Below are 13,093 nucleotides of genomic sequence, written 5' to 3'. Positions count from 1 at the left end.
GGTCGGGTGTCCCCGGCCGAGCTGCCCGGCGCGGTGGCACGCGCCGTGAGTCATGAGTTCGACCTGGCGACGGAGGTGCCGATCAAGGCGTGGTTGCTTTCGTCCGGGGCCGAGGAGCACGCATTGGTGCTCGTGGTGCATCACATCGCGGGTGACGGTTGGTCGATGGGCCCGTTGGGCCGGGACATCTCCACCGCCTATGCGGCCCGGTGCGCCGGCGAAGGGCCGGAGTGGGCGCCGTTGCCGGTGCAGTACGCCGACTACGCGCTGTGGCAACGGGAGTTGCTCGGCGACGCGGAGGAACCCGACAGCGTGCTGTCGCGTCAGGTCGCGTACTGGCGGGAGGCGCTCGCCGGAGGCCCGGAAGAGCTGGAGTTGCCCTTCGATCGCACCCGGCCCGTTGTCGCGAGCGACCGTGGTCACAGCGTTCCGCTCGTGGTCTCGGCCGAGACTCACGCCGAGCTGGTGCAGGTGGCGCGGGCCGAGGGTGTGACGGTGTTCATGGTGTTGCAGGCGGGGTTGGCGGTGTTGTTGTCGCGGTTGGGTGCCGGTACGGATGTGCCGATCGGTGCGGCGGTGGCGGGTCGTACGGATGAGGGTCTGGACGATCTGGTCGGGTTTTTCGTGAACACGTTGGTGATGCGGACGGATCTGTCGGGTCATCCGACGTTCCGGGAGGTGTTGGGGCGGGTTCGTGAGACGGGCCTGGCGGCGTTCGGGAATCAGGATGTGCCGTTCGAGCGGTTGGTGGAGGAGTTGGCGCCGGCGCGGTCGTTGGCGCGGCATCCGCTGTTCCAGGTGATGTTGACCCTCCAGAACACCGGCCGGGCGGCGCTGGAGTTGCCGGGCCTGGGGGTCGGTACGGCGGGCGCCGCGGCGGGCGTCTCCGTGGCGCAGCCGGCGAGATTCGACCTGGACCTGGCGCTGACCGAAGTCTTCGACGAGCAGGGCCGTCCCGCCGGGCTTCGCGGCGTCGTCGTGGCGTCGGCCGATCTGTTCGACCCGGATACGGTCGAAACGATGGCCGCTCGCTGGGTCCGGGTGCTGGGAACGCTGGTCGCGGATCCGGGTGTTCGACTCGACGCCGTGGATGTGCTGGACGACGACGAGCGCTCGCGGGTGTTGGTCGCCTGGAACGACACGGCGGTGGGAGTGCCGGCGGTGTCGGTCGCGGAGCTGTTCGCGGCTCGGGTGGCGGAGGCGCCGGCCGCGGTGGCGGTGGTGTCCGGGAATTCGGCGCTGTCGTACGGGGAGTTGGGTGGTCGAGTTCACCGCTTGGCACGGCGGCTGATCGGGCTCGGGGTCGGTCCCGAGTCGGTGGTCGCGGTGGTGTTGGGGCGCGACGACGGGTTGATGACGGCGTTGTTGGGCGTGTCGGCTGCCGGTGGTGCGTATCTGGCCATCGATCCGACGCAGCCGGCCGAGCGGATCGGCTACCTGCTCGATGACGCGGCGCCGGTTCTGGTGGTCACGGACAGCGCGAACGCGTCGCGCATCCCGGCTGTGTGGTGTGGAGAAATGAGCGCGGTCCTGGTTCTGGACGAGCCCGCGGTGCTCGCCGCACTGGAGACCCTGCCGTCGTCGCCCGTGAGTGACGCCGATCGCTTGGTGCCGCTGTCGGGTTCGCACCCGGCCTATGTGGTCTACACGTCGGGTTCGACCGGGCAGCCCAAGGGGGTGGTCGTCTCGCAGGCCGGATTCGCGAACACCGTGGCCGCGGGACTGGACCGATTCCGACCCGAAGAGAGCTCCCGGATCGCACAGTTCACCTCGATCGGGTTCGATGTGTTCTGCCTGGAATGGGCGTTGGCGCTGGTGTCGGGGGCGGCCTTGGTGGTCGTGCCCGACGAGCGGCGACTGGGCGACGAGTTGGCCCGGTTCCTCGTCGAGCAGGCGATCACGCATGTGTCCTTGCCGCCCGCCGTGTTGGCCGGGGTGCCGGTCGGTGCGATCCCGCCGCACGTGGTCCTGGAGGTGGGTGGCGAGGCGTGCCCGCCGGAATTGATGGCTCGTTGGGCGCCCGGCCGGGTCATGTTCAACACCTACGGGCCCACCGAGACGACGGTGGACGCCACGGTCTGGCACTGCCGGTCGGGGGTCGACGAGATCCCGATCGGAAGCCCGATCGCCAACACCCGTGCCTACGTCCTGGACGACTTCCTGCGTCCGGTTGCGCCCGGGGTGATCGGTGAGCTCCATGTCGCCGGCACGGGCCTGGCCCGGGGCTACCTGGGTCGGGCCGCGCTCACCGGTGAACGGTTCGTGGCCTGCCCGTTCGGTTCGGGTGAGCGGATGTATCGCACGGGCGACCGCGCGCGGTGGACGGCCGCGGGAGAGTTGATGTTCGCCGGTCGGACCGACGATCAGGTGAAGATTCGGGGGTTCCGGATCGAGCCCGGTGAGATCGAGGCCACGCTGACCGCTCACCCCGATGTGCACTGGGCGGCCGTGGTCACCCGAGAGCAGTCCCCGGGCGACATTCGACTGGTGGCGTATGTCGTCCCGGTCGATGCGGGTGGCTCCTGGAGCACACAACTACCGATCGAGCTACGCCGGTTCGCGGCACAGCGGCTACCGGGGCACATGCTCCCCGCCGCGATCGTGGTGCTCGACGGCATCCCGCTCACCGCCAACGGCAAACTCGACCGGGTCGCGTTGCCGGCCCCCCGCTACGGGGACGCCAACGGACGAAAGCCGGAGACCGCCCGCGAAGAGGCGCTCTGCGGCGTGTTCGCCGAAGTCCTCGGCCTGGACGCCGTGGGGGTCGACGACAACTTCTTCCACCTGGGCGGGCATTCCCTGCTCGCCATGCAATTGCTCACCCGGATCCGGGAAGTGCTCGGCATCGAGCTCCGGATCAGGGACGTGTTCGAAGCACCCACCGTGGCCGAACTCGCCGGGCACGCGGGAGAGCAGAAGTCAGCCAGGCCGGTGCTGCGGCCGATGCGCGGAACTGAGGAGCACTGATGATTCCCTTGTCGTTCGCGCAGCGGCGGCTGTGGTTCCTCGGCCAGATGGATGGCCCGAGCCCGACCTACAACAGCCCGGTGGTACTTCGTTTGTCGGGAGACCTGGACCGGGACGGGCTGGGGGCGGCACTCCGCGACGTCATCGGCCGGCACGAGGTGCTCCGCACGGTGTACGCCGTGGTCGACGGTGAACCGCACCAGGAGATCCTCGACGCCGACACCCTGGAATGGGAGCTCGCCTACACGGAGCTCGACGCCGAGCGGCTGTCCCGGGCGGTGGCGACGGCCACCGAGCACGCGTTCGACCTCGCGCGGGAGATACCGATCCGAGCCTGGCTCTTCCGGTGCGACGGAGAGCATGTGCTCGTGCTGGTGATGCACCACATCGCCGGAGACGGTTGGTCGATGCGGCCGTTGGGGCGGGACATCTCCGCCGCCTACGCGGCACGCTGCGCGGGTCATCCGCCGAAGTGGGATCCGCTGCCGGTCCAGTACGCCGACTACGCGCTCTGGCAGCGGGAGTTGCTGGGCAGTGACGACGATCCGAGCAGTGTCCTGCACGCTCAACTGGCGTACTGGCGCTCCGCGCTCGCCGGGATCCCGACCGAGCTGGAGCTGCCGGTCGATCGGAGTCGCCCGGCGCTGGCCGGCCACCGCGGACACGTGGCGTCGGTGGAGATCCCGGCCGAGTTGCACCGCGAACTGGTGGAGTTGGCCAAGGCCGAGCGGGTGACCGTGTTCATGGTCCTCCAGGCCGGCCTGGCCGTGCTGTTGTCCCGGCTCGGGGCGGGTACGGACATCCCGATCGGCGCTGCTGTGGCCGGGCGTTCCGATTCCGCGATGCGGGACATGGTCGGCTTCTTCGTGAACACCTTGGTGATGCGCACCGATTTGTCCGGAGGCCCCACCTTCCGCGAGGTGTTGGCCCGGGTGCGTACCGCCGGACTCGGTGCCTTCGACAACCAGGACGTGCCGTTCGAGCGGCTGGTGGAGGAGTTGGCCCCGGCCCGGTCGTTGGCCCGCCATCCGCTGTTCCAGGTGATGCTGACGCTGCAGAACACCGCGCGCGCGGAGTTGGACCTGTCGGGCGTGCGGGCGGGCACTCCGCTCGACGGCATCGCGGCCCAGTTGTCGGCCGCCGCCGCGGCGAAGTTCGACCTCGACGTGGCCGCCGAGGAGGCCTTCGACGCCCAGGGCGGGCCGGCGGGGATCCGCGGCTCGATCACCGGTTCGGCTGACCTGTTCGATCAGGGTTCGGTCGACGCGATGGCCGAACGCTGGCTGCGGGTGCTGCGGGCACTGATCACCGACCCGGGCAGGCGGCTCGGAAAGGTGGACGTGCTCGGATACGAAGAGCGCACGCGGGTGTTGGTGACGTGGAACGACACCGCGGTCGACTCGCCGCGGACGTCGGTTCCGGAGTTGTTCGCGGCTCGCGTGGTGGACTCGCCGGACGCGGTCGCGGTGGTGTGCGGCGGGGCGGGTGTCTCGTACGCGGAGTTGGACGCGCGTGCGGGGCAGTTGGCGCGAGTACTGCGCGAGCGTGGGGTGGGTGCCGGTTCGGTCGTGGGTCTGTGCCTTCCGCGTGGTGTCGACGCGGTGGTGGCGATCCTTGGCGTATGGCGGGCCGGAGCGGCGTATCTGCCGATCGACCCGGAGTATCCCTCGGATCGCATCGCGTTCATGCTGGCGGACAGCCGCGCCGCGATGTTGATCAGCATCGAGGATCTGTTGGAGGAGCTGCCGGCCGGTCGGGTGCCCACGATCGCGGTCGACGACCCGGCCTCGCGTCCCGAGGACGCGGCCACCGAGCCATGGACCGCCGTGCGGTCTGCGGAGTTGGCGTATGTGATCTATACGTCGGGTTCGACGGGTCGGCCGAAGGGTGTGGCGGTCACGCACGGCGGGTTGGCGAACTATGTGGCGTGGGCCGGCGAGGCGTATGACGTGGGGGCCTCCGGCGGTGCGCCCTTGCACTCGTCACTCGCGTTCGACCTGACGGTGACGAGTGTGTTGTTGCCGCTGGTGTCCGGGTCACCGGTGGTGGTCAGCCCCGAGGGTGGCGCCGATGGGTTGGCCGGGCTGGTGCGTGCGACGTCGGGATTCGACCTGGTGAAGGTCGTCCCCGCGCATCTGCCTCTGCTGGGCGAGTTGTTGACGGACGACGAAGCCGCCGACGCCGCGCGCTGCGTGGTGGTCGGCGGTGAGGCGCTGTTCGGAGCCGACGTGGCCGCGTGGTTGGCGCGCTCGCCGGGCTCGGTGGTCGTGAACGAGTACGGGCCGACCGAGACCGTGGTCGGCTGCTGCGTCTTCGAGGTCCGCGCGGGCGACGACGTACCGTCCGGGCCGGTGCCGATCGGCCGCCCGATCGCGAACACGCGCCTGTACGTGCTGGGCGAGGACCTGACCCCGGTCCCGGTGGGCACGATCGGCGAGTTGTACGTGGCGGGCGCCGGATTGGCCCGGGGGTACGTCTCCCACCCCGGGCTGACGGCGGAGCGATTCGTGGCCTGCCCGTTCGCGGGCGATGGCGAACGGATGTATCGCACGGGCGACCGAGTGCGCTGGACCCTCGACGGCCGGTTGGTGTTCGTCGGTCGGGTCGACGATCAGGTGACGGTGCGCGGCTTCCGGATCGAACCGGCGGAGATCGAGGAGGTCTTGGCGGCACACCCGGGCGTGGGCCGGGTCGCCGTGATCGCTCGCGCGGAAGCATCGGGCGGTACTCGCCTGTTGGCCTACGTCGTGCCCGACGACGCCGACGCGGTCGACGAGGACCTGCCGGACACGTTGCGGGAGTTCGCCGCGCGGCGCCTGCCGGAATACATGTTGCCGAGTGCGATCGTGGTGCTGGACGCGCTTCCGCTGACCGCCAACGGCAAGCTGGATCGGGCCGCCCTGCCCGACCCCGAGCGGTCGGATGCCGTGGCAATCGGCGGGATCGCGCCGTCGCCGCAGGAGGAGATCCTGTGCGGGATGTTCGCCCAGGTGCTCGGGTTGGACTCGGTCGGGGTACACGAGAGTTTCTTCGAACTGGGTGGCCACTCGTTGCTCGCGACGCGGCTGCTCTCCCGCGTGCGCGCCGTGCTCGGCGTGGAACTGGAGATCCGGGCCGTCTTCGAGACGCCGACAATCTCGGGACTGGCGGCTCGCCTGGCGAACGGGCGGGTGGGCGAACGACGGGTGGCCCTGGCCCGGGGAGTTCGTCCGGAGCGTCCGCCGCTGTCGTTCGCGCAACGGAGGTTGTGGTTCCTCGGGCGGCTGGACGGACCGAACGCGAGCTACAACATTCCCGTGGTCCTGCGCCTGTCCGGTGATCTGAACCGGGACGCGTTGTCGGCCGCGTTGCGGGATGTGGTGGGTCGGCACGAGGTGTTGCGGACCGTCTTCCCGATGGTCGACGGCGAGCCGTATCAGCGGGTGCTCGATACCGGCGAATCAACCTGGGAGATCGAGCAGGAGGAGGTCGGACACGAGGGATTGGCCCAGGCGATCCTGCGGGCCACCGAGTACCCGATCGACCTCGCCGAGGAAACGCCGATCAAGGCGTGGCTGTTCTCCGCCGCCGGCGACGACGAGCACGTGTTGGTCCTGGTGGTGCATCACATCGCCGGTGATGGTTGGTCGATGGGCCCGTTGGGACGGGACATCTCGACCGCCTACGCGGCTCGCTGCGCGGGACACGCGCCCGAGTGGGCGCCGTTGCCGGTGCAGTACGCCGACTACGCCCTTTGGCAACGGAAGTTGCTGGGCGCCGAGGACGACCCGGACAGCGTGTTGGCGGCGCAGGTGGCGTACTGGCGCACCGCGTTGGCCGGCATTCCCGACCAACTGGATCTGCCTGTCGATCGTCCGAGGCCGGCGGTGGTCGGATACCGGGGTCATGCCGCTCCGTTGACCGTACCCGCCGAGCTTCACGATCGGTTGGCGCAGTTGGCGCGGGCCGAGGGCGTGACCGTGTTCATGGTGTTGCAGGCCGCGTTGGCGGTGTTGTTGTCCCGGTCGGGCGCGGGCACGGACATCCCGATCGGGACGACGGTGGCCGGACGTACCGACGAGGATCTGGACGACCTGGTCGGCTTCTTCGTGAACACGCTGGTGTTGCGGACCGACCTGTCCGGAGAACCCAGCTTCCGACAGGTGCTGAGCCGGGTGCGCGAAGCCGGACTCGATGCCTTCGATCACCAGGACGTGCCCTTCGAGCGCCTGGTGGAGGAACTCGCACCGAGCCGATCGCTCGCCCGGCACCCGCTGTTCCAGGTCATGCTGACCGTCCAGAACACGGCGCGGGCAACCCTCGACCTCCGGACCGTCCGGATCGACGCGCCGACGGACGAGCTCACGGCCGGTCTGTCCACACCCGCGAAGTTCGATCTGGATGTGACCGTCGAGGAGGTCTTCGACGACCAGGGACGGCCCGCGGGCCTGCGGGGCGGCTTCCTCGGAGTCGCCGACCTGTTCGATGCCGAGTCGGTCGCGACGATGGCGGATCGCTGGGTCCGGGTCCTCGAGGCGGTAACGTCCGATCCGCAGCGGCGAGTGCATGACGTCGACCTCTTCGACGCCGACGAGCGCTCGCGGGTCTTGGTCGCTTGGAACGACACGGCGGTGGAAGTGCCGGCGGTGCCGGTGGCCGAGTCGTTCGCGGCTCGGGTGGTGGAGGCCGCGGATGCGGTGGCGGTGGTGGCCGGGGGTTCGGCGCTGTCGTATGGGGAGTTGGGTGGTCGGGTCGGTCGTCTGGCGCGGTATTTGGTCGGGTTGGGTGTTGGTCCCGAGTCGGTGGTCGCGGTGGTGTTGGGGCGCGACGACGGGTTGATGACGGCGTTGTTGGGTGTGTCGGCTGCCGGTGGTGCGTATTTGGCCATTGATCCGACGCAGCCGGCCGAGCGGATCGGCTACATGCTCGATGATGCCGCACCGGTGTTGGTGGTTACGGACAGCCTGCACGCGTCGCGGGTGCCGTCCACGTGGGCCGAGGCCGAGGTGCTGGTTCTCGACGAGCCTGCGGTGGTCACCGCGTTGGAGAGCCTGCCGTCGTTGCCCGTGAGTGACGCCGATCGTTTGTTGCCGTTGTCGGGTGCCCATCCGGCCTATGTGGTCTATACGTCGGGTTCGACGGGTCGGCCGAAGGGTGTGGTGGTTTCGCAGGCGGGGTTTGCGAACACTGCTGCGGCGGGGCGTGTGCGGTTCGCGGTCGGGGCGGGTTCGCGGATGGCGCAGTTCGCGTCGGTGGGGTTCGACAATTTCTGTCTGGAATGGTCGGTGGCGCTGTCGTCCGGTGCGGCGTTGGTGGTGGTGCCCGACGAGCGTCGGCTGGGCGCGGAGTTGGCCGGGTTCTTCGCCGACGAGGCGATCACACACGCGACGTTGCCGCCGGCGGTGTTGGCCGGTGTGCCGACCGCGCTGATTTCGTCGGACGTCGTGCTGGAGGTGGGCGGCGAGGCATGCCCACCCGAGCTGGTGGCCCGCTGGGCCTCGGGGCGGGTGTTGTTCAACACGTACGGGCCGACCGAGACCACGGTGGACGCGGTGGCTTGGCGCTGCCGGCCAGGGGTGGGTGAGGTTCCGATCGGGAGGCCGATCGCGAACGCTCGGGCGTATGTGCTGGATGATCGTCTCGCGCCCGTGCCGCCGGGGGTGACCGGTGAGTTGTATGTGGCCGGTGCGGGTCTGGCTCGGGGTTATCTCGGTCGGGCGGCGTTGACCGGTGAGCGGTTCGTGGCGTCGCCCTTCGGCTCGGGCGAGCGGATGTATCGGACCGGTGACCGGGCGCGGTGGACGGCCGCGGGTGACCTGGTGTTCGCCGGTCGGGCGGACGATCAGGTGAAGATCCGGGGGTTCCGGATCGAACCCGGCGAGATCGAGGCCACGCTGATCGCACACCCCCGGGTCGCCCAGGCGGTGGTACGCACCCGGCCCGGAAGCCCCGCGGCTCGCGCCGGTGACGAGCGACTCGTCGGATACGTCGTCCCGGTCGGCTCCGTCGTTCCCGAGACCGACGAGGACCTCACGGCGTCCCTGCGCGCCTTCACCGCGGCCCGTCTGCCGGAGTACATGGTCCCGTCGGCGATCGTCGTCCTGGCCGAGCTGCCGCTGACCGCCAACGGCAAGGTGGACCATGCCGCGCTGCCGACGCCCGACCACGTGACCGCGAGTACCAGTCGTGGTCCCTCGTCGGTGCGCGAGGAGGTGCTGTGCGCGGCCTTCGCCGAGGTGTTGGGCCTGACCTCGGTGGGGGTGGACGACAACTTCTTCGCACTGGGCGGGCATTCGCTGCTGGCGGTGACGTTGGTCGAGCGGTTGCGGGTGCGTGGGGTCTCGGTGTCGGTGCGGGCCCTGTTCGAGTCGCCGACGGTGGCCGGGCTGGCCGTCTCGGCCGGTTCGGACCTGGTCGCCGTCCCCGCGAATCGCATCCCGGGCGACGCGACGACGCTGACGCCGGACATGTTGCCGTTGGTGGACCTGTCCGAGGCCGAGGTCGCGCGCGTCGTCGCGTCGATCGACGGTGGGGCCGCCAACATCGCCGACGTCTACCCGCTGGCACCGCTCCAGGAAGGCATCCTCTTCCACCACCTGATGGCGGGTGAGCGCGAACGCGACGTCTATGTGACCTCGTTCGTGCTGGAGTTCGACGCGCGTGAGCGGCTGGACGGCTTCCTCGGTGCACTTCAGCAGGTGATCGATCGGCACGACATCTACCGGACCGCGATCGTCTGGGACGGGATCCCCGACCCGGTGCAGGTGGTGCAGCGACACGCTCCGCTTACGGTGCGCGAGACGGCGCGGGTCGCCGCCGATGGAGACCCGGCCGCGCACCTTCTCGCCGCCGGTGGGCTGACCATGGACATCGGTCGTGCACCGCTGATCGACGCGCACATCACGCCCGCGCCCGAAGCCGGCCGCTGGTACGGCATGTTGCGCGTGCACCACATGATTCAGGACCACACCGGTATGGAGGTCCTGCTTCGGGAGGTGCGGGCGTTCCTCTCCGGTCACGGTGACGACCTCGCGCCGGCGCTGCCGTTCCGGGATTTCATGGTGCAGGCGCGCGAACGTCTACGGCACGGCGGGCACGAGGAGTTCTTCGCCGACCTGCTCGGCGACGTCACCGAACCGACGACACCCTTCGGCCTGTTGGACGTGCGCGGCGACGGCGCAGGCGTACAGCGCGCCGATCTCCCGGTCCGGGACGAGGTCGGCATCCGGATTCGTGAGGTTGCCCGTCGGCTCGGAGTCAGCCCGGCCACCGTTCTGCATGTGGCCTGGGCCCAGGTGTTGTCGGCGCTCTCCGGTCGCGACGACGTCGTGTTCGGGACGGTGTTGTCCGGTCGAATGCACGCCGGTGCCGACGGCGATCGGGCACTCGGGCTCTTCATGAACACTCTCCCCGTCCGGGCCGATCTGCGGAACATCGGCGCCCGGGCGGCCGTTTCGGCCATGCGCGACGGGTTGGCCGCGTTGCTGGAGCACGAATACGCACCTTTGGCCGCCGCTCAGCGAGCGGCCGGGATCGCCGAGGACACACCGCTGTTCACCGCTTTGTTCAACTACCGGCACAGCGGCGGTCGGGCGGCGAACGCGGATCCCGACGGGCTCCGAGGCGATGCGATCGTGTCCGGAATCCGCACGGTATTCATGCTGGATCTCACCAACTTCCCGCTGGCCGTCTCCGTGGACGACCTGGGCACGGACGGCTTCGCGCTCACCGTGGACGTCGTGGCCCCCGGCGACCCGCATGTGGTCACCCGGATGTTGCACACCACCATCGAGAACCTGCTCGCGGCCCTGGAAGACGGGCTGGACCACGAAGACACCCCCGACGTCCCGCTCGACACCGTGGCGGTCCTGGGCGCGGACGATCTCGGCCGGCTGTTGGTGGAGTGGAATGACACGTCTGCCGAGGTGGGTCGGGTGTCGGTGGTGGGTTTGTTGGGGCGGTGGGTGGAGGGGTCTCCGGGTGCGGTGGCGTTGGTGTGTGGTGGGGAGGAGGTGTCGTTCGGGGAGTTGGATGTGCGGTCGGGTCGGTTGGCGGGGTATTTGACCGGTTTGGGGGTGGGTCGGGAGTCGGTGGTGGCGGTTGCGTTGGAGCGTGGTGTGGATTTGGTTGTGGCGTTGTTGGCGGTGTTGAAGGCGGGGGCTGCGTATTTGCCGATCGATCCGGGTGCGCCGGTGGATCGGGTCGGGTTCATGGTGGGGGACAGTCGTGCGTCGGTGTTGTTGAGTTCCGAGGATGTGTTGGACGAGTTGCCGGTGCGTGGTGTGGTGTCGGTGGCGTTGGACGATCCGGGTGTGCGGGGTGTGGTGGCGGCTTGTCCGGTGGCTGTGCCTGTGGTCGAGGTGTTGGACGGTTTGGCGTATGTGATTTATACGTCGGGTTCGACGGGTCGGCCCAAGGGTGTTGCGGTGTCGCATCGTGGGTTGTCGGGTTTGGTGGCGTCGCAGGTGGAGCGGTTCGCCGTTGGTGTGGGGGATCGGGTGTTGCAGTTCGCGTCGATCGGGTTCGATGCGGCGTCGGCGGAGATGTGGGTGGCGTTGTGTGGTGGGGCGACGCTCGTGTTGGCTCCTGCCGAGGAACTCCTGCCCGGGGCGGGCCTGGCCGAGGTGATCGCCCGGGACGGCGTCACGCACGTCACGTTGCCGCCGGCGGTCGTGAGCGTGATGGACGAACGGGACCTGGCCGGTGTGCGGACCCTCGTCTGCGCCGGTGAGGCGTTGGGTGCGGATCTGGTGGCGCGGTGGGCTGTGGGTCGGCGGTTGGTCAATGCGTACGGGCCGACGGAGACGACGGTGTGCGCGACGATGTCGGCGCCGTTGGCGGTGGGTGGTGAGCCGGTGGTGGGCTCGCCGATCGTGAACACCCGGGTGTATGTGCTGGACGGTCGGTTTGCGCCGGTTCCGCCCGGGGTGGTGGGCGAGTTGTATGTGGCGGGTGCGGGTCTGGCCCGGGGTTATCTGGGCCGGTCGGGGTTGACGGCCGAGCGGTTCGTGGCCTGCCCGTTCGGGGCCGGTGGCGAGCGCATGTATCGCACCGGGGACCGAGCCCGCTGGACCGCCGACGGCCGACTGGCGTTCGTCGGGCGCGCCGACGACCAGGTGAAGCTTCGCGGGTTCCGGATCGAACCGGCGGAGATCCAGGCAGTGTTGGCGGCTCATCCGCAGGTGGGCCAGGCCGCGGTGATCGCGCGCGCGGAATCCCCAGGCGAGCCGGCGCTGTCGGCCTATGTGGTGCCCACCGATCCCGATGACGTCGGCGAGGATCTTCCGGGGACGTTGCGCGAGTTCGCCGCGCGTCGGCTGCCGGAGTACATGTTGCCGAGCGCGATCGTGGTGCTGGAGGCGCTTCCGCTGACCGCCAACGGCAAGCTCGATCGGGCTGCCTTGCCCAGTCCCGATCGCTCGGGCGGGATGGTGGCGGAGGAGGTCCTGTCGACGCCGCGGGAGGAGATCCTGTGCGGGATGTTCGCCCAGGTGCTCGGGCTCGACTCGGTCGGGGTGCATGAGAGCTTCTTCGAGTTGGGTGGCCACTCGCTGCTCGCGACGCGGTTGGTCTCGCGCGTGCGGGCCGTGCTGGGCGTGGAATTGGAGATTCGGGCCCTGTTCGAGACGCCCACCGTCTCGGGGTTGGCCGCTCGGCTGGCGGACGGGCGAGTGGGCGCGGTGCGGGCGCCGCTGCGCGAGCGGCCTCGCCCGGAGCGACTGCCGTTGTCGTTCGCGCAGCGGCGGTTGTGGTTCCTCGGGCGGTTGGACGGTCCCAACCCGGGCTACAACATGCCGGAGGTGCTGCGGCTGTCGGGTGATCTCGACCGTGCCGCGCTGTCGGCGGCGTTGCGGGATGTGGTGGGTCGGCACGAGGTGTTGCGGACCGTCTTCCCGATGGTGGACGGCGAGCCGTACCAGCGTGTCCTGGATCCCGCCGAACTGACCTGGGGCCTGGAGTACGAGGAGGTCACCGCCGAGGAACTGCCGCACGCGGTGGCGACGGCAACGGACCACGCGTTCGATTTCGCGTGCGAGATTCCCATTCGGGCCTGGCTCTTTCGGTGCGACGAGGAGCATGTGCTGGTCCTGGTGGTGCATCACATCGCTGGCGACGGTTGGTCGATGGGTCCGTTGGGTCGGGACAT

General features: G+C 69.6%; 2 protein-coding genes (both cut by a window edge). Both read left to right on the top strand.

Annotated features, from left to right (window positions below; translation table 11 throughout):
• Positions 1–2,967, top strand: partial view of a non-ribosomal peptide synthase/polyketide synthase gene (locus OG948_RS03425; RefSeq protein WP_406293721.1) — the final stretch only. 22,998 nt of this gene lie to the left of the window's left edge; 2,967 of the gene's 25,965 nt are visible here — the last part of the coding sequence; its start codon lies off the left edge, out of view; the stop codon is at positions 2,965–2,967.
• Positions 2,967–13,093 carry the beginning of a non-ribosomal peptide synthase/polyketide synthase gene (locus OG948_RS03420; RefSeq protein ID WP_406293719.1) on the top strand. Its footprint extends 13,408 nt past the window's final position, so only the first 10,127 of its 23,535 coding nucleotides appear in the window; its start codon is at positions 2,967–2,969; its stop codon lies off the right edge, out of view. The genes OG948_RS03425 and OG948_RS03420 overlap by 1 nt, the downstream gene beginning before the upstream one ends.

Source organism: Embleya sp. NBC_00888 (assembly GCF_045207655.1).
GTDB lineage: Bacteria > Actinomycetota > Actinomycetes > Streptomycetales > Streptomycetaceae > Embleya.
The sequence above is the reverse complement of the archived record's forward strand: the minus strand, read 5'-3'. Positions and strand labels throughout refer to the sequence as shown.